At 52.7% G+C, this 17,533-nt stretch carries 17 protein-coding genes; 13 read left to right on the top strand and 4 right to left on the bottom strand.

Features of this window, described 5'->3' with window-relative positions; all coding sequences use genetic code 11:
* Positions 1 to 23: 23 nt before the first annotated feature.
* Together tdh and kbl are read right to left on the bottom strand one after the other, a co-directional pair.
* Complete coding sequence (gene tdh / locus ELK40_RS01370; protein ID WP_111964308.1) at positions 24 to 1,052, bottom strand: L-threonine 3-dehydrogenase; 1,029 nt, start codon at positions 1,050 to 1,052, stop codon at positions 24 to 26.
* A gap of 9 nt (positions 1,053 to 1,061) precedes the next feature.
* A complete protein-coding gene (gene kbl, locus ELK40_RS01365; protein ID WP_024906617.1) occupies positions 1,062 to 2,258 on the bottom strand; it encodes a glycine C-acetyltransferase in 1,197 nt (398 codons plus the stop codon).
* 215 nt (positions 2,259 to 2,473) lie between these two features.
* Between kbl and rfaD the strand changes: the two genes are divergently transcribed.
* Genes rfaD through ELK40_RS01335 form a run of 6 tightly spaced genes read left to right on the top strand, consistent with a single transcriptional unit; the run spans position 2,474 to position 8,668 of the window.
* Entirely contained in the window at positions 2,474 to 3,406 is a 933-nt protein-coding gene (gene rfaD, locus ELK40_RS01360) for an ADP-glyceromanno-heptose 6-epimerase (protein ID WP_008502707.1), read from the top strand.
* A gap of 2 nt (positions 3,407 to 3,408) precedes the next feature.
* Entirely contained in the window at positions 3,409 to 4,455 is a 1,047-nt protein-coding gene (gene rfaF, locus ELK40_RS01355) for an ADP-heptose--LPS heptosyltransferase RfaF (protein ID WP_032661897.1), read from the top strand.
* 3 nt (positions 4,456 to 4,458) lie between these two features.
* Positions 4,459 to 5,442, top strand: a complete 984-nt coding sequence (gene rfaC, locus ELK40_RS01350) for a lipopolysaccharide heptosyltransferase RfaC (protein ID WP_127729129.1) — start codon at positions 4,459 to 4,461, stop codon at positions 5,440 to 5,442.
* A gap of 3 nt (positions 5,443 to 5,445) precedes the next feature.
* Complete coding sequence (locus ELK40_RS01345) at positions 5,446 to 6,555, top strand: glycosyltransferase family 9 protein (RefSeq protein WP_127729127.1); 1,110 nt, start codon at positions 5,446 to 5,448, stop codon at positions 6,553 to 6,555.
* Positions 6,556 to 6,560: 5 nt separating this feature from the next.
* A complete protein-coding gene (locus tag ELK40_RS01340; protein ID WP_115876704.1) occupies positions 6,561 to 7,469 on the top strand; it encodes a glycosyltransferase family 2 protein in 909 nt (302 codons plus the stop codon).
* On the top strand, positions 7,457 to 8,668 hold the full coding sequence (locus ELK40_RS01335; protein ID WP_127729125.1) for an O-antigen ligase family protein: 1,212 nt from the start codon (positions 7,457 to 7,459) through the stop codon (positions 8,666 to 8,668). Before ELK40_RS01340 ends, ELK40_RS01335 begins: the two co-directional genes overlap by 13 nt.
* A 23-nt stretch (positions 8,669 to 8,691) precedes the next feature.
* Here ELK40_RS01335 and ELK40_RS01330 read toward each other — a convergent pair whose 3' ends face one another.
* The gene (locus ELK40_RS01330) at positions 8,692 to 9,648 is read right to left on the bottom strand and encodes a polysaccharide deacetylase family protein (RefSeq protein WP_127729123.1); all 957 of its coding nucleotides are present in this window, start codon (positions 9,646 to 9,648) and stop codon (positions 8,692 to 8,694) included.
* A gap of 150 nt (positions 9,649 to 9,798) precedes the next feature.
* On the opposite strand from ELK40_RS01330, the gene rfaQ reads away from it, so the two are divergent.
* The 7 genes from rfaQ (at position 9,799) to coaD (ending at position 16,692) form a co-directional block, all read left to right on the top strand.
* A complete protein-coding gene (gene rfaQ / locus ELK40_RS01325) occupies positions 9,799 to 10,869 on the top strand; it encodes a putative lipopolysaccharide heptosyltransferase III (protein ID WP_127729121.1) in 1,071 nt (356 codons plus the stop codon).
* Positions 10,866 to 11,993 (top strand): glycosyltransferase family 4 protein, encoded by a 1,128-nt coding sequence (locus ELK40_RS01320; RefSeq protein ID WP_127729119.1) that lies wholly within the window; start codon positions 10,866 to 10,868, stop codon positions 11,991 to 11,993. The genes rfaQ and ELK40_RS01320 overlap by 4 nt, the downstream gene beginning before the upstream one ends.
* Before the next feature lie 2 nt (positions 11,994 to 11,995).
* Positions 11,996 to 13,096 (top strand): glycosyltransferase, encoded by a 1,101-nt coding sequence (locus ELK40_RS01315; protein WP_127729117.1) that lies wholly within the window; start codon positions 11,996 to 11,998, stop codon positions 13,094 to 13,096.
* Between the two features lie 11 nt (positions 13,097 to 13,107).
* On the top strand, positions 13,108 to 14,097 hold the full coding sequence (locus tag ELK40_RS01310; RefSeq protein WP_115876710.1) for a glycosyltransferase: 990 nt from the start codon (positions 13,108 to 13,110) through the stop codon (positions 14,095 to 14,097).
* A 67-nt stretch (positions 14,098 to 14,164) separates the two neighbouring features.
* Positions 14,165 to 15,439: a lipid IV(A) 3-deoxy-D-manno-octulosonic acid transferase gene (gene waaA, locus ELK40_RS01305; protein WP_029740803.1), complete on the top strand. Its 1,275-nt coding sequence runs from the start codon at positions 14,165 to 14,167 to the stop codon at positions 15,437 to 15,439.
* Positions 15,439 to 16,209 carry a glycosyltransferase family 2 protein gene (locus tag ELK40_RS01300; protein WP_115876711.1) on the top strand — a complete coding sequence of 257 codons (771 nt, stop codon included), beginning with the start codon at positions 15,439 to 15,441 and terminating at the stop codon, positions 16,207 to 16,209. Before waaA ends, ELK40_RS01300 begins: the two co-directional genes overlap by 1 nt.
* Before the next feature lie 3 nt (positions 16,210 to 16,212).
* Positions 16,213 to 16,692, top strand: a complete 480-nt coding sequence (gene coaD, locus ELK40_RS01295; RefSeq protein WP_111964298.1) for a pantetheine-phosphate adenylyltransferase — start codon at positions 16,213 to 16,215, stop codon at positions 16,690 to 16,692.
* 2 nt (positions 16,693 to 16,694) lie between these two features.
* Here the strand turns inward: coaD and mutM are convergent, their stop codons facing one another.
* Positions 16,695 to 17,504: a bifunctional DNA-formamidopyrimidine glycosylase/DNA-(apurinic or apyrimidinic site) lyase gene (gene mutM / locus ELK40_RS01290; protein ID WP_115876712.1), complete on the bottom strand. Its 810-nt coding sequence runs from the start codon at positions 17,502 to 17,504 to the stop codon at positions 16,695 to 16,697.
* Positions 17,505 to 17,533: the final 29 nt, after the last annotated feature.

The raw sequence follows: 17,533 nt of genomic DNA, 5'->3' as shown, positions 1-17,533 counted from the left end.
AGGGGCCTCAGGCCCCTTTTTGATTACTTATCCCAGCTCAGGATCACTTTCCCTGACTGGCCGGAACGCATCGCGTCAAAGCCCTGCTGGAACTCATCGATGGAGAAACGGTGAGTGATAATCGGGGACAGATCCAGACCGGACTGGATCAGCGCCGCCATCTTGTACCAGGTCTCGAACATTTCGCGGCCATAGATGCCCTTAATGAACAGCCCCTTGAAGATGACCTTGTTCCAGTCGATAGACATATCCGATGGCGGAATACCCAGCATCGCAATACGACCGCCGTGGTTCATGGTGTCGAGCATGGTGCGAAACGCCGGTGGCGCGCCGGACATCTCCAGACCCACGTCAAAGCCCTCGGTCATGCCCAGCTCTTCCATCACGTCGCTCAGGCTCTCTTTCGAGACATCCACCGCACGGGTGACGCCCATTTTGCGCGCCAGCGACAGGCGGTATTCGTTCACATCGGTGATCACAACGTTGCGCGCACCCACGTGCTTCGCCACGGCTGCCGCCATAATGCCAATTGGGCCCGCGCCGGAGACCAGCACGTCTTCACCAACCAGGTCGAAAGAGAGCGCCGTGTGCACCGCATTGCCGAACGGGTCGAATATAGAGGCCAGATCGTCAGAAATATTGTCCGGGATTTTGAACGCGTTAAAGGCCGGGATCACCAGATATTCCGCGAAGCAGCCCGGACGGTTCACGCCCACGCCGATGGTATTACGGCACAGGTGAGTACGCCCGCCGCGGCAGTTACGGCAGTGGCCGCAGGTAATATGGCCTTCACCGGAGACGCGGTCGCCAATTTTGAAGCCTTTCACTTCCTGGCCGATACCCACCACTTCGCCGACATATTCGTGACCGACAACCATCGGTACCGGGATGGTTTTCTGCGACCACTGGTCCCAGTTATAGATGTGAACGTCAGTACCACAGATGGCCGTTTTACGAATTTTGATCAGCAGATCGTTATGACCGACTTCCGGCTCCGGCACGTCGGTCATCCAAATCCCTTCTTCCGCTTTCAGTTTGGATAACGCTTTCATCACACGTCCTCAGGCAATTACGCCCAGCTGTTTACCAATGCGGGTAAAGGCTTCTACCGCACGTTCAATTTGTTCAGGCGTATGCGCCGCAGACATCTGGGTGCGGATACGCGCCTGACCTTTTGGCACCACCGGGAAGAAGAACCCGGTGACGTAAATCCCTTCTTTCTGCAGTTCGCGGGCAAATTGCTGCGCGACGACCGCATCGCCGAGCATCACCGGAATGATCGCATGGTCGGCACCGGCCAGGGTAAACCCTGCGGCGCTCATTTTTTCACGGAACAGACGGGCGTTGGACCACAGGCGGTCGCGCAGCTCAGCGCCGGACTCCACCATCTCCAGCACTTTAATGGAGGCGGCAACAATCGCCGGCGCCAGGGAGTTGGAGAACAGATACGGACGGGAGCGCTGACGCAGCCACTCGACCACCTCTTTACGCGCGGCGGTATAGCCGCCGGACGCGCCGCCGAGCGCTTTGCCCAGCGTGCCGGTGATGATGTCCACGCGGCCCATCACGTCACAGTATTCGTGGGAACCGCGGCCGTTTTCGCCGACAAAACCGACCGCATGAGAGTCATCGACCATCACCAGCGCGTCGTATTTATCCGCCAGGTCGCACACGCCCTTCAGGTTGGCGATCACGCCGTCCATGGAGAACACGCCGTCGGTGGCGATCAGCACGTGGCGAGCACCCGCTTCACGAGCCTCTTTCAGGCGCGCTTCCAGCTCAACCATATCGTTGTTGGCGTAGCGGAAACGCTTCGCTTTACACAGGCGTACGCCGTCGATGATGGAAGCGTGGTTCAGGGCGTCGGAGATAATCGCATCTTCTGCACCGAGCAGGGTCTCAAACAGACCGCCGTTGGCGTCAAAGCAGGAGGAGTAAAGAATCGCGTCTTCCATTCCGAGGAAGCTCGCCAGCTTTTGCTCAAGCTGTTTGTGGCTGTCCTGCGTACCGCAGATAAAGCGTACGGAGGCCATGCCGAAACCGTGGGTGTCCATGCCGTTTTTTGCAGCGGCAATCAGCTCAGGGTGATTTGCGAGACCTAAGTAGTTGTTCGCACAAAAGTTGATCACATGGCTGCCGTCGGCAACGGTGATGTCCGCCTGCTGGGCAGACGTGATAATACGCTCTTCCTTGAACAACCCTTCCGCACGTGCGGTGTCGAGGTCGCTGTTTAACTGTTTGTAAAAATCACCACGCATTGCAATTCTCCAGACTCGGCAAATTTCGGGACATATTACCCAAACCTATAGTTCATGACGAGATGACACGTCATCTCTTGTCGTTTTTGCAGCATAAATCACGCGTACCCCTGCGCTGTGAAGGTGAATGGCTGAAGGGCAGCCATACTAATGATATGATAGAGACATTAGCGTCCGGGATTGTCCCCGGGCTCCACACTTCAAAGGTTACAGTTATGATCATCGTTACCGGCGGCGCGGGCTTTATCGGCAGCAATATTGTTAAGGCTCTCAATGACAAAGGCATCACCGACATCCTGGTGGTTGACAACCTGAAAGACGGCACCAAGTTTGTTAACCTGGTGGATCTGAACATCGCTGACTACATGGATAAAGAAGACTTCCTTATCCAGATTATGGCAGGCGAAGAGTTCGGCGAGATCGAAGCCATCTTCCACGAAGGTGCGTGTTCTTCCACCACCGAGTGGGACGGTAAGTACATGATGGACAACAACTATCAGTACTCCAAAGAGATCCTGCACTACTGCCTGGAGCGTGAAATTCCGTTCCTGTACGCCTCCTCTGCTGCAACCTACGGCGGCCGCACCTCAGACTTCATCGAGTCCCGCGAGTATGAACAGCCGCTGAACGTCTACGGTTATTCTAAGTTTCTGTTCGACGAGTACGTGCGTCAGGTTCTGCCGGAAGCGAACTCGCAGATCGTCGGCTTCCGTTACTTCAACGTCTACGGACCGCGCGAAGGCCACAAAGGCAGTATGGCAAGCGTAGCGTTCCACCTGAACACCCAGCTGAATAACGGCGAAAGTCCGAAACTGTTCGAAGGCAGTGACGGCTTTAAGCGTGATTTCGTCTACGTAGGCGACGTTGCCGCAGTGAACCTGTGGTTCTGGGAAAACGGCGTATCCGGCATCTTCAACCTGGGGACCGGCCGCGCGGAGTCCTTCCAGGCAGTGGCCGACGCCACGCTGGCGTATCACAAAAAAGGCAGCATTGAGTACATTCCGTTCCCTGACAAGCTGAAAGGCCGTTATCAGGCATTCACGCAGGCCGATCTGACTAACCTGCGCGCAGCGGGTTATGACAAGCCGTTCAAGACCGTTGCCGAAGGCGTAACGGAATATATGGCCTGGCTGAACCGCGACGCGTAAGTATGAAGATTCTGGTGATCGGCCCGTCATGGGTGGGCGACATGATGATGTCGCAAAGTCTCTATCGCACGCTCAAGGCGCGCTATCCCCAGGCGATAATCGACGTGATGGCACCTGCATGGTGCCGTCCTCTGTTGTCGCGTATGCCGGAAGTGAATGAAGCCATCCCGATGCCGCTTGGCCACGGGGCGCTGGAAATCGGCGAACGCCGCAAACTCGGTCATAGCCTGCGCGAGAAGCGCTACGATCGGGCGTATGTCCTGCCAAACTCCTTTAAATCCGCCCTGGTGCCCTTTTTTGCGGGGATACCGCACCGTACCGGCTGGCGCGGCGAAATGCGCTACGGCCTGCTGAACGATGCGCGGGTGCTGGATAAAGAGGCCTGGCCGCTGATGGTGGAACGCTACGTGGCTTTGGCCTATGACAAAGGCGTGATGCGCAGTGCGAAAGACCTGCCGCAGCCGTTGCTCTGGCCACAGCTTCAGGTTAACGACGGTGAAAAATCCCAGACCTGTAACGCGTTTGGTCTTTCGTCTGAACGCCCGATGATTGGCTTCTGCCCTGGCGCCGAGTTCGGCCCGGCAAAACGCTGGCCGCACTATCATTATGCGGAGCTGGCGAAACAGCTGATTGACGAAGGCTACCAGATTGTCCTGTTCGGCTCGGCAAAGGACCACGAGGCAGGCAACGAAATTCTCGCGACGCTCAGTAATGAACAGCAGGCCTGGTGCCGCAACCTGGCGGGAGAAACGCAGCTTGAACAGGCGGTTATTCTGATTGCCGCCTGTAAGGCTGTAGTAAGTAACGATTCTGGCCTGATGCACGTCGCTGCCGCGCTCAACCGCCCGCTTGTGGCGCTGTATGGCCCAAGTAGCCCGGACTTCACGCCCCCGCTTTCTCATAAAGCGCGCGTCATTCGCCTGATCACCGGCTACCACAAAGTGCGCAAAGGCGATGCCGCAGAAGGCTACCATCAGAGCCTGATCGACATTACCCCAGAGCGCGTTCTCGAAGAACTTAACGAACTGCTGCTGAGCGAAGAAGGATAACGAATGCGGGTACTGATCGTTAAAACCTCTTCGATGGGCGATGTTCTGCATACGCTGCCGTCACTGACGGACGCCATGCGGGCCATTCCCGGCATTCGTTTTGACTGGGTAGTGGAAGAAGGTTTCGCACAGATCCCCACCTGGCATGAAGCGGTTGACCTCGTGATCCCGGTGGCGATTCGCCGCTGGCGCAAAGCGTGGTTCTCCACGCCAATTAAAGCCGAACGCAAAGCCTTCCGTGAGGCGGTGCAGGCACAACATTACGACGCTATCATCGACGCCCAGGGGCTGGTGAAAAGCGCTGCGCTGGTGACGCGTCTGGCACGCGGCATAAAGCACGGCATGGACTGGCACACCGCCCGCGAACCGCTGGCGAGCCTGTTCTATAACCGCCGCCACTACATCGCAAAGCAACAGCATGCCGTCGAACGTACCCGCGAGCTTTTCGCAAAAAGCCTGGGCTATGCCAAACCGGAAACCCAGGGCGACTACGCCATTGCACAGCACTTTTTGCGCAATACAGATCCCTGTGCTCAGCCTTATCTTGTGTTCCTGCATGCCACAACTCGCGACGATAAACACTGGCCGGAAACGCACTGGCGAAGCCTGATTGAACTAATGCAACCTACCGGCATCCATATTAAACTGCCCTGGGGCGCTGAACATGAGCGGCAGCGTGCAGAGCGTCTGGCTGCAGGATTTTCGCACGTCGAGGTATTGCCGAAACTCACGCTGGCGCAGGTTGCTGCACAGCTGGCAGGGGCGAATGCTGTTGTTTCCGTTGATACCGGTTTAAGCCATTTAACCGCGGCGCTGGATCGTCCGAATATTACGATTTTTGGTCCGACCGATCCCGGATTGATCGGGGGTTACGGTAAGAACCAGCATCAGATGGTCAGCCCGACCCAGCAAACGAAGGATATCAGCGCAGATGCTATTTTTTCATTTTTACAGGGCAGCCGTTGGCTTTCCAACAGGGATATCTAACGCATGAGTTACGTATTTCTGCTGATTTTACTTTTTCCGGTGAAGCTTATCCGAAAGCTGTTCCGCAAAGAGACAGGTAAAATCCTGGTCATCCAGACAGCTAAAATCGGCGATTTTGTTAATGCAACGCCCCTTCTGGCATACCTTCAAAAAAGCGACGTACTCATCAGTCGTAGCGTGGGTGCGCTGGCGAAGCATGATGAGACGATCGATGAAATTTTTTTCATCGAGCAGCATAAGCGTAACCTGTGGCGAAAACTGGTCTTTGCCTGCCGGATCATGAATCGCTATGACAATGTCTATCTCCTGCAACCTAACAGCGTAAATCTCTTTTTCGCCTCCGTGTGTAATGCTAAAAACAAACAGTTTTTAAGCACTTACACGCGCAGATGGTATCACGGTATTTTCTATGCCACGGCAGACGGTATTGTTGAACATGGTAAGAAGACTCTTTCGGTCACGAATTATCTCAAGCTGGCCGATCGCACCTTAACCTGGCAAGACTCGCCAAAGCACGCCACAAAGCCACTTTACAAACCCGCAACCTATCCGGCAATCCTCGATAAACCCGGCGTGATCCGCATTGGCATCAGCGTAGCCGCCGGGAATAAAGCGAAAACCGTTCCGCCGGTCATCTGGAAGCAAATTGCCGATCGTCTCGCTGACCTGCCTTGCGAATTTTATGTTTTTGGCGCCCCAAATGAACAATCGTGGATGGACGATATCACCCGCACTTATGGTGAACTGCCCAACTTTATTAATCTGATTGGCAAAATCTCGCTTGAAGAGCTGCCGTGGGCCATTTCTAAAATGGATTGTTATATCGCCTCTGACTCGGGGAATGTTTACATCGCCGATGCCGTCGGAGTGCCAGTTATCCTATTGTTCGGGCCTTGTTGCCACTATGAACAGCGTCCGCTGGGCAACGTATTGCTAATTGGAAATGATGACAACATTTGCTCATACGTTTTTGAAACGCGGTATTACTTCTCACAGAGCAGAGAAGAACTCTTCGCTGTAACTGAAGAATCGCTACGTGACCTCAAACATTTTATTTGCGAGTTATCAACAACTAACGCAACCGCATACTCCTTTGATGCTCAGGGAAAATAATTACTATGGCTTTTCTAAGCATCATTATTGCCGCGCATAACGCTAAAGATACGCTTCACGCAACCCTGGAAAGCCTGCAAAAGGCAATTGATGGTGCGGGCAACGATGTAGAGATCATTATCTTTAACGACAGCTCCAATGACTCAACGCAGGATATTATTGAAGCATGGCTGCCAGCGTTTCCAAATGTCCAATCGCGATACGTTGAATACCGTAACGTAGGTCATGTTCGAAACAGTGCCCTCTCGCTGGCCTCAGGTGAATATATTACCATGCTGGATAGCGATGACCGATTGAAACCAAGCAGCATCAGGGACGCCGTGGAGTTTCTCAAAAAAGAACGCCCTGATATGTTACTGACGCGCCTGCTGGAAATTCGCGACACTAAGAAAATCACCGCCGACTGGCAGGGTTTCTCTCCTGTTGCGTTGTCACAGCATGAAGCAATAAAGCGGTTCCTGCAGCACAAAGATTTTCAGGCACATCTCATCGGGCAATTCATGCATCGAAAATTGTATGCAAGCAACCCGATTCCTTCGATGATCTGCTATGAAGATTTCGCCGTATTTCCCGGCATGCTGATGCAATCGAGTAAAATAGTTTATCAGCGTCAGGGACACTATTATTACATTAAACGTAGCGACAGTTTGTCGAGTCGACTCGACGCCAGTAAAATCGCTATGCTGGTTGAATGCACACTACAGATGGAAAAAACATTTCCGCCATCATTTAGACACCTTGTGAATTGTCACTGGTTTGATATTTACAGTAACCACCGCCAGCATCTGACTGACCAGCAACTCAAACTGGTTAAGCAGCGGGTAAACGCTCTTTATTCTTTCTCTTTTTTCTTCTCCAGAGATGTACGTTTCAGCTACAAAAAAAGGGTCATTGAGGCATTATGGAAAAAGTAAAACTGCGGCTTTATCAGCTTACGCTGATATTGAGCCTTATTTCGCTTGCGCTGGCGCTGCTGAGTTCAGGGAAGCAGCGCGAGTTTTTCTATATTGCAATTTATGCCAGCATCATCGGTTTAGCTTGCGAATATAAAAAGATCACAGTGCGCCCTTTTACTATCGCATTGCCCATTTTATTAATCGGGTTGCTTAATCTTAGCTGGTATATGGTGTATGAGTATCATAGCGAGGGTTTGAACGTTTATAGCGATTATCTCGGTGCAAGTAAAAAATTGATTCTGGCGAGTATCCTTATATTCTATCTTGACCGGTTTAAGTCTTACATTGATCAAGCATCCTTCCAGAAATATTTCTTATACGCTTCTGGTGCTGGGTTTATTCTTGCTACTGGCTATGGCTTATGGCAAGCATCGCAGGGTATGGGGCGTATCGAGATGGCCATAAACCGTGCAACCGTGTCGGCCTATGTTTACTCTGTACTGTCACTGGCGTTTGTATATAGCCTTTATCTACAGAAAAATATAAAACTGTATGTAGCCGCAGGATTCATCATCTTAATCTCTTACTTTGTCATTCTTCTAACGGGCACGCGTGCCGCAATGGGATTATATTTACTCCTGGCGATTATACTCACGCTCTACCACTTCAGAAGAATACATCTTAAATCAACGTTGATTTTCTTATGCATTGTGGCGGGCATTGTTGTCGTTAGCTACAAGCCATTAATTTTACCAAAGATACAACAAACACAAATTGAAGTTGAAAATTACCAAAAAGGTAATGATGCAACCTCGCTCGGCGCACGTTTCTCTATGTGGAGTGTGGGTATTCAAAACGGACTTGCCCATCCTTTAGGGCAATCAGTTGAAGACCGCGAAGTATGGACACAGCAATATGTGAAAAATGGGCATCCACATCTTGCGGCCGCACTCGAGTTTATCAAAGTGCATCTGCACAATGAGTTTATTGAAAAATATTCACTGCAAGGGTTCCCCGGGCTAGCGATATTATTCTTTGCCTATATATCGATGTTCGCTTACGCACTAAAAAACAAAAATGGCCTGCTGCTGACGACCCTGCTTCTTTTATTACTCTACGGCATGACGGACGTCATACTATTGAGTTCAGAGGCCTTAATTTTCTTTGTCACTGTGTTTGCGCTGAGTACACCTTTTTCGCAAACCAGGCAACGTTAATGATAGTGCCCGCATTGCGGGCATTATTTTTTCTTGTATTGATAAAACTCCGCCAGCGTCATCCCTACCGTCTTATCGGATAACCAGCCAAAGAGCGTTTCTAAATCCTGATACAACCCTTCTATCGCTGCCTCATCTTTAAACGTAGGACTTCCGCCTGGCATAAATTCCGACGAATGAAGCATAAACTCCACGTACTCATTTCCCTGCGACAGACATTCCTGTGCGACCTGAATCATTTGCGCCGCATTCCCACCGGACGGTCTTAGCCAGTTGACGGACGGGGAACGGTATTTACCCCGAAGCCGATCGTAACCCTGTTTGATCGTGTTCAACCACGCCGGGTGTTTATACTGAATGCTCATCGGCACTTCGAGTAATGGGCTATTACCTGCCCGGGAAATATTGTCTAAGTCCATGAAATAGGCGTGGTCGGGGAAATGCTGGTAATCCGTTCCGCCATTGCCCTGCGGGGCGCCTTTCGCATTGCGCCAGTTCACGCGTGGCGTCACGGAGCAATCAACCTGGTAACCCAGTTCAACGAGCAATTTTGCATAGCGACTGTCAAATGCCCAACGTCCGGCACGGTGGCTTAACATTTTGGTCTGGAAGGTCTCTTCCAGCAGTCGGGTCATGAACAGCACTTTCTCGCGCATCATCTCATCGGAAAATTCAATCAGATAAGGCTGCCAGCGCCAGTCATCTCCCGTGAGATCGTGTTCCGGCGGGCTATTCCATGCGTGGAGGTGCATTCCCACCTCCCCCTGACCGCGGGCGATCGCGTCCCTTGCGAATTCGATGAAAACGGGCTCGATCGCCATCTCGTAATTGGTCAGCCACACGGGCTTAAAGCCGAAACGCTCGCAAAGCGTCTGGAAACGCGCCAGATAGCGCGCATTTTCCGTTTTAATGACGCGGTGATTTTGCCAGAGATTATCGCCCTCAGTATCAATTGTGATGATAAACGCTGGTTTGTTCATAATGAGTCCGCAAGACAGGAAAGTTAGCGCTATGTTACGCACTCTCCAAAGCATGAGTAAACCCTTCCAGGGAAATTACTGAGATTATGGAGAAAGAGTGCAAGTCGCTAACAGGTCTATTAGAATTGCCATCAGTACAACGCCGATAAGATGATGATGAATAACTTACCTGACACACCTGATTTGCGCATTTTACTTATCAAACTCCGCCATCATGGCGACATGTTGCTGACCACTCCCGTCATTGATTCGTTACGTCAAAAATGGCCGCAGGCGCAGATTGATGTCCTGCTGTATGAAGAAACCCGCGATATGCTCGCCGCGCATCCAGCGATCGGTACAATTTATGGAATTGATCGCAAATGGAAACAGCTGGGCACGCTGAAGCATCTTCAAAAAGAGTGGCAGTTGTTGTGTGCGTTAAGAAATCAGCATTATCATCTGGTAATTAACCTTGCCGATCAATGGCGTAGCGCGATCGTTACCCGTTTCACCGGTGCCCCCGTTCGCCTCGGATTTGCGTTTAACAAACGCAATAGTGCGTTCTGGCGTTTTTGTCATACCGATCTGGTCTCTGTCGAAGGCCATAAATCCCTGCATACGGTCGAACAGAATCTCTCCATTTTGGCGCCATTGCCGATCGCGCCACAGCCTGCCGTAACCATGGCCTACACCGAAGAAGACTGGGATCATGCCCGTCAAAGATTGACGCAGAAAGGTGTGGGCGACAGCTATATCGTGATCCAACCGACGTCCCGCTGGTTCTTTAAATGCTGGAGCGAAGACAAGATGGCGCAAACCATGACTGCTCTGCAGCAGGATGGTCATACGATTGTGCTCACCGCGGGGCCGGATAAAAAAGAGCTGGCGATGATCGATCGCATTCTCGCTGCCGCACCCAAAACCGGCGTGGTTTCGCTGGCAGGCCAGTTGACGCTGCGTCAACTGGCATCGCTTATCGATCATGCCTCTCTGTTTATTGGCGTTGACTCCGTTCCAATGCATATGGCCGCCGCGCTGCAAACGCCCTGCGTGGCATTGTTTGGTCCATCAAAACTGACATTCTGGTCACCGTGGCAGGTTAAAGGGGAAGTGATCTGGGCCGGCGATTACGGCCCGCTGCCCGATCCGGATGCCATTGATACTAAAACAAAAGAACGCTATCTCGATGCCATTCCTGTTGATGCAGTCGTCTCCGCTGCAAGGAGATATCTGTCATGAAAAACCATCGTCTGGCCATTGTTCGCCAAAAATATCGCCCTGATGGCGGGGCAGAGCGCTTCGTTTCGCGAGCTCTCACCGCATTGAGCAATCAGAACCTTGAACTCAACGTCATCACGCGTGAGTGGCAGGGAGAGAAGCAAGACGACTGGCATATCCACATTTGCAACCCTCAAAAATGGGGCCGCATCAGTCGAGAACGCGGGTTTGCACAAGCCGCGCGCGCGCTGTGGCAGCAACAGCAGTTTGATATTGTTCAAAGCCATGAGCGCATCCCGGGTTGTGATATCTATCGCGCGGGTGATGGAGTGCATCGTCGCTGGCTGCTTCAGCGCGCGCGCATTTTACCTGCCTGGCGTGCGCAAATGCTGATGTATGACCGCTATCACCGCTACGTGATGCGCGCGGAACGGGACATGTATCAGGCACCTGAGTTAAAAGCCGTAATTTGTAATGCGGAGATGATCAAACGCGAAATCGTTGAAGACTTTGATATTGACGCAAATAAAATCCATGTGATTTATAATTCTATTGATTCCAGCCGATTCATTCCGGCTCAGGCGGCGCAACGTGCGATTTTGCGCCAACAATTTGGTTTGCCGGTCAATGCGGTGGTGTTCTGTTTTGTAGGATCAGGGTTTGAACGAAAAGGCTTGGCGAGCGCCATACGCGCTATTGCTGGAACATCAGCCTGGCTGATTGTGGTTGGACAAGATAAAGCAGAAAATCGTTATCGCGACCTCGCCCGTTCGTTAGGCTGCGAGGGGCAAATCCGTTTCCTGGGGGTGCAAAAAGAAACTCTGCCTTTTTATCAGCTATCCGATGGTTTACTGTTACCAACGCTGTATGATCCCTTTCCTAACGTTATTCTTGAAGCGATGGCCTGCGGCTTGCCCGTCATTACTTCAGAGAGTTGCGGTGGTGCAGAGTTTATTCAACAAGGCCAGAACGGATTTTATTGTGACGCGCTTGATATCAGTACATTGAAGGAAGCGGTAGCCGCTATCCCTTCACTGGAAAAAAATAACAATATGGGACGAGCGGCACGTGAACGTGTAAAAGACGCCACTCCCGAAAAACTGTCAAGTCAGCTTATTACGCTTTATCAAAAATTACTGGATTAAAAATGCGCATCCTAATGATTATTGATGGTTTACCCGGTGGAGGAGCTGAAAAAACGGTTCTTACACTCTCCCGCGGATTAATAGATATGGGGCATCAGGTCTCTCTATTCTCTCTGCGGAAAGTGTGCGACTACGCCATCCCGGAGGGCATCGATTATCAGGTTGTTCAGGACACATGTAAAAAACCGTGGCGAAAGCTGACGGAAATTCCACGCCGCGCCCAATTGCTGGATCAAGCTATTGAGCGGGCTGAACGCAGCGGCAAATTTGATGTGGTGTTCTCTCATCTGCACAAAACAGACCGGATTGTGGCGCACTGCCGCGCCCTTGAACGTAACAAAGTTTGGTTCTGCGTGCATGGCATGTTCTCGTTCTCCTATCTTCGCCATCGCAGCGGGCTTTCGCGCTGGTTTAAACATCTTAAAATTCGTCATACCTACGAAAACCGCAACGTCGTCGCCGTCTCAGGCGCCGTGTTGAACGATCTTTCCGAGACGCTGGCGCTCAATCTTCGACGCAAAGCGGTTATCCATAATCCTTTCGATATTCCTGAAATTCAGCGTCTGGCGGATGCGCCCTTCGAGATGCAGGGAAAGGATTACATCATTCATGTTGGCCGCTTCCATGAGCACAAACGCCACGACCGTCTCTTACGTGCGTTAGCTCTGAGTAAAATTGACACAACGCTGGTCATGATGGGCAATGGATCTGACGCTCAAATTCAAAAACTCAAGCAGCTTGCCCGCGATTTGGGCATTGAAAACAAAACGGTTTTCCGCCCGTTCGAGTCCAATCCCTATCCCTGGATTAAAGGGGCACGCCTTTTAGTGTTAAGTTCTGACTGCGAAGGTTTTGGTAATGTGCTGGTCGAAGCCATTATCTGCCAGACGCCACCGGTCAGTACAAATTGCCCAGGAGGCCCTGCCGAAATCCTTACCGGGGCTTTAGCGCGCGGCCTGGCAGAGTTAAATGACGAGTCACTGGCAAAAACGCTGGCGGATATTTATACCACCCCGCCGGTCGTTGGCGATGCAACCATCGCGTCGTTCGGTATCAATGCCATTTGCCAGCAATATATTGCTCTGGTCGACAATCAAAAATAATCAGGTTTCTTATGCAAAATTCAGCCCCATTGTTAAGCGTGGTGGTTGCCGTTTATAACGGTGAAGCTTTCCTGGATCAGTTCTTTACCTGCCTTGTCAATCAACGCATCGACAGCATGGAAGTCATCATTGTCAATGACGGCTCTACTGACCGCTCGATGGAGATCGTCGAGAAATGGCGAGAAAAAATGCCGCAGATGCAGGTCATAGAACAGCAAAACCAGGGTGTATCCATCGCGCGTAATACCGGTCTGGCCGTTGCGACGGGTCAATATCTCTCTTTCCCGGATATTGATGATGTCTTTAAACCAGGCATGTACCAGCGCCTGCTGGATATGGCCGTCACGCAGGATCTGGATGTCGCCACCTGTAACGGGAACTACGTCTGGGAGAATAACAAGAAGCCCTCGCGCCCGATTTTTCCTGAAGACAAACTGGCTTCGACAGGGGTCATGGCTGGCCCTGCGTGGTTAAAAATGGCGTTGGATTCTCGCAAATTCCTTCACGTCACCTGGCTGAACATCTATCGCCACGACTTTATCCGTAAACACAGCTTCCATTTTGAACCCGGCCTGCGCCATCAGGATATTCCGTGGACCACCGAAGTGCTGCTCGCGGCAGAGCGGGTTCAGTACACCAGTGAACGTTATTACGACTACTACATTCACTCTGCATCGGTGTCCCATATGCCGGACAATGACGACACGCTGATTCGTTCCGCGCGTCACTACATGAAAATCCTGCAGATGCTCGACGCCATTAATCAGCGTTACCCGGATAAGGTAAAAGGGATCCCTGCCTGCCACTGGCAAATTGCCAAAGAGGGGCTGGGAATTATTCACACCTTCGACAACATGAAGGATGAGAAGAAGAAATCAATGATTATTAAAGAATTCTTCGAAACAGGCATCTGGAAACTCATCTGGAAAAGTGCAAAAAGTCCGCGTCTGCGCTGGCGGCTGGGTAGACGTTATTTCCGTTTGAAACGGTATCTGGCATAAGAGATAGCTTTACCTGGCCTAAATGCTTAGAATTTGCCCGCCGAAACTAAAAAAAACGGATAATCGCTTGGAATTGTTGTATACCGCTCTGCTCTACATCATTCAGCCACTGGTGTGGCTGAGACTGTTGCTTCGTAGCCGGAAAGCGCCTGCGTATCGCAAACGCTGGGCTGAACGCTATGGCTTCTGCCGCAATAAAGTCGTACCGGACGGTATTTTGCTGCATTCTGTTTCTGTTGGTGAAACGCTGGCGGCGATCCCGCTGGTTCGCGCCCTGCGTCACCGCTACCCTTCACTGCCAATCACCGTCACGACGATGACGCCAACCGGCTCGGAGCGCGCGTTATCCGCTTTCGGTAAAGACGTGCAGCACGTTTATCTGCCTTACGATCTGCCCTGCGCCATGAATCGGTTCCTCAACACCGTGCGCCCGAAGCTGGTGATCGTGATGGAAACCGAACTGTGGCCGAACATGATTTCCGCCCTGCATGCCCGTAAAATCCCGCTGGTCATTGCCAACGCGCGCCTCTCAGAGCGCTCGGCGAAAGGTTACGGCAAGCTGGGTAAATTTATGCGCCGCCTGCTCAGTAAGATCACGCTGATTGCCGCGCAGAATGAAGAAGATGCAGCACGTTTTATCTCTTTGGGCCTGAAACGCAACCAGCTTGCGGTAACGGGAAGCCTGAAATTTGATATTTCTGTAACCCCTGAACTCGCCGCTCGCGCCATCACGCTGCGTCGCCAGTGGGCTCCACGTCGTCAGGTCTGGATTGCAACCAGTACCCATGATGGCGAAGAAGAGATCATCCTGCAGGCTCACCGCAAGCTGCTGGAAAAATTCCCTGATTTACTGCTGATCCTTGTGCCTCGCCATCCGGAGCGTTTTAAAGATGCCCGTGAAATGGTCCAGAAAGGCGGCTTCAGCTTCACGCTGCGCAGCAGCGGTGAAATCCCTTCCGGCAGCACCCAGGTGGTGATTGGCGATACAATGGGCGAACTGATGCTGCTGTACGGCATTGCTGACCTCGCGTTTGTCGGTGGTAGCCTGGTCGAGCGCGGAGGCCATAATCCGCTGGAGCCAGCAGCCCACGCCATTCCGGTGCTGATGGGACCGCACACGTTTAACTTCAAAGACATCTGCGCGAAATTACAGCAGGCCGATGGTTTAATTACCGTGACCGATGCGGATTCGGTGGTCAAAGAAGTATCGACCCTTCTGACTGACGAAGATTATCGCCTGTGGTACGGCCGCCATGCCGTCGAAGTGCTGCACCAGAACCAGGGCGCACTGACCCGTCTGCTGCAGCTTCTGCAACCTTATCTGCCTCAGCGGAGCCACTAATGTCAACGCGTCTGTCGGTCGTGATGATCGCCAAAAACGCCGCCGACCTGCTTCCGGACTGCCTGGCGTCGGTTGCCTGGGCTGACGAGATTGTCGTGCTCGACTCCGGAAGTACGGATGATACGGTAGACGTTGCCCGGGCTGCGGGCGCAAAAGTCTTTACCGATACGGACTGGCAAGGCTATGGCATCCAGCGCCAGCGCGCGCAGGGGTATGCCACCGGTGATTATGTATTGATGCTCGACACCGACGAACGCATCACGCCGGAGCTTCAGCAGGCCATTCAGGCGGTGCTTTCCTCGCCCCAGCCTGGCGCCGTATACAGCATTGCCCGCCGCAACTACTTCCTTGGTCGTTTTATGCGCCACAGCGGCTGGTATCCCGATCGCGTCATGCGCCTCTACGAGCGCGAGCGGTATCAGTACAATGACAATCTGGTTCATGAATCCCTGAGCTGCGATAGCGCCCAGGTCATCCCCCTGAGGGGCGATTTGCTGCATCTGACCTGCCGTGATTTCGCGAGCTTCCAGCGTAAACAGCTCAACTATGCCACCGCATGGGCGCAGGAGCGTCACCAGCGCGGCAAGAAGGCCTCGCTGACGGGTATCTTCACCCATACGCTGGGCGCGTTTCTGAAAACGCTGCTGCTGCGTGGTGGCGTGCTGGACGGTAAGCAGGGCTGGTTACTCGCGGTAGTAAATGCCCAGTATACTTTCAACAAATACACCGAGCTGTGGGCGCTCTGCCGCGGCTACTCAGAGAAAACGTGAGCCATGAGCACAAAAGCGATTTATCCGGGTACCTTCGATCCGATCACCAACGGTCATCTTGATATCATCACCCGTGCGGCGAGCATGTTCGATAAGGTGATCCTGGCCATTGCCGCCAGCCCCAGCAAAAAGCCGATGTTTGATCTCAACGAGCGCGTGCAGCTCGCCACCGATGCCATTTCGCACCTACCGAATGTTGAGGTGGTCGGGTTTAGCGATCTGATGGCTAACTTCGCCCGAGCTCAGCAGGCCAATATTCTGATCCGAGGTTTACGCGCGGTAGCAGACTTCGAGTATGAGATGCAGCTGGCGCACATGAACCGCCACCTGATGCCGGAGCTGGAAAGCGTGTTCCTGATGCCCTCCAAAGAATGGTCGTTTATCTCGTCCACGCTGGTAAAAGAGGTGGCGCGCCATCATGGGGACGTTACCCATTTCCTGCCGGTTAACGTCCACCAGGCGTTGATGGAAAAGCTCAAGTAGCGCTATTTCTGGCACTGACGGCAGTAGAACGTGGCGCGCTGGGCGTGCTTCGTGGCAATCACTGGCGTGCCGCAGACTCTGCACGGTTCGCCTTTACGGCCATACACCTGCAGCTCCTGGGCAAAATAGCCCGGCTTGCCGTCACTTTGCAGGAAGTCCTTCAGCGTTGTTCCCCCCTGTTCAATCGAGCGCAGCAATACGGCTTTAATCACGCGGACCAGCAGCTCACACTCCTCCGCCGACAGCGAAGAGGCTAGCCGATCGGGATGGATCCCGGCGGCAAACAGCGATTCGCTGGCATAGATATTCCCCACGCCGACCACCAGCTTGTTATCCATCAGCCACGGCTTAATCGGGCTTTTCTTTTTCGCGCACTTCGCTTTCAGGTATTCCGCGTTAAACGCGTCTGAGAGCGGCTCAGGGCCCAGATGCGCGAGCACGTTATGCCCTTCCAGCTCTTTCGTCCACAGCCACGCGCCAAAGCGCCGTGGGTCGGTATAACGGAGCACTTTGCCGTTGCTCATCACCAGATCGACGTGGTCGTGCTTTTCCGCAGGCAGTTCTTCGGTAAGAATGCGCAGGCTCCCGGACATCCCCAGGTGGATAATGATCCAGCCGTCGGGCAGCTCCAGCAGCAGGTATTTCGCGCGACGCTGCACGCTAAGGACGGGTTGATCGCTCAGGGCGTGGATCTCATCGGACACCGGCCAGCGCAGACGCCCGTTACGGACAACCGCGTGAAGAATCGTCGCGCCGACCAGATGGGGCTCAATACCGCGGCGGCTGGTTTCTACCTCAGGTAATTCAGGCATGGTTCCTCCGTTGAGATACAGAATGCAAA

Source organism: Enterobacter sp. N18-03635 (genome assembly GCF_004006055.1).
Taxonomy (GTDB): Bacteria; Pseudomonadota; Gammaproteobacteria; order Enterobacterales; family Enterobacteriaceae; genus Enterobacter; species Enterobacter vonholyi.
Note: the sequence above shows the minus strand (reverse complement) of the source record. Positions and strands in the feature narration are given on the sequence as shown.

Coding starts and splice junctions, on each gene's coding strand:
- tdh (WP_111964308.1), bottom strand. CDS start 1,052: ATGAAAGCGTTATCCAAACTGAAAGCGGAAGAAGGGATTTGGATGACC.
- kbl (WP_024906617.1), bottom strand. CDS start 2,258: ATGCGTGGTGATTTTTACAAACAGTTAAACAGCGACCTCGACACCGCA.
- rfaD (WP_008502707.1), top strand. CDS start 2,474: ATGATCATCGTTACCGGCGGCGCGGGCTTTATCGGCAGCAATATTGTT.
- rfaF (WP_032661897.1), top strand. CDS start 3,409: ATGAAGATTCTGGTGATCGGCCCGTCATGGGTGGGCGACATGATGATG.
- rfaC (WP_127729129.1), top strand. CDS start 4,459: ATGCGGGTACTGATCGTTAAAACCTCTTCGATGGGCGATGTTCTGCAT.
- ELK40_RS01345 (WP_127729127.1), top strand. CDS start 5,446: ATGAGTTACGTATTTCTGCTGATTTTACTTTTTCCGGTGAAGCTTATC.
- ELK40_RS01340 (WP_115876704.1), top strand. CDS start 6,561: ATGGCTTTTCTAAGCATCATTATTGCCGCGCATAACGCTAAAGATACG.
- ELK40_RS01335 (WP_127729125.1), top strand. CDS start 7,457: ATGGAAAAAGTAAAACTGCGGCTTTATCAGCTTACGCTGATATTGAGC.
- ELK40_RS01330 (WP_127729123.1), bottom strand. CDS start 9,648: ATGAACAAACCAGCGTTTATCATCACAATTGATACTGAGGGCGATAAT.
- rfaQ (WP_127729121.1), top strand. CDS start 9,799: ATGATGATGAATAACTTACCTGACACACCTGATTTGCGCATTTTACTT.
- ELK40_RS01320 (WP_127729119.1), top strand. CDS start 10,866: ATGAAAAACCATCGTCTGGCCATTGTTCGCCAAAAATATCGCCCTGAT.
- ELK40_RS01315 (WP_127729117.1), top strand. CDS start 11,996: ATGCGCATCCTAATGATTATTGATGGTTTACCCGGTGGAGGAGCTGAA.
- ELK40_RS01310 (WP_115876710.1), top strand. CDS start 13,108: ATGCAAAATTCAGCCCCATTGTTAAGCGTGGTGGTTGCCGTTTATAAC.
- ELK40_RS01300 (WP_115876711.1), top strand. CDS start 15,439: ATGTCAACGCGTCTGTCGGTCGTGATGATCGCCAAAAACGCCGCCGAC.
- coaD (WP_111964298.1), top strand. CDS start 16,213: ATGAGCACAAAAGCGATTTATCCGGGTACCTTCGATCCGATCACCAAC.
- mutM (WP_115876712.1), bottom strand. CDS start 17,504: ATGCCTGAATTACCTGAGGTAGAAACCAGCCGCCGCGGTATTGAGCCC.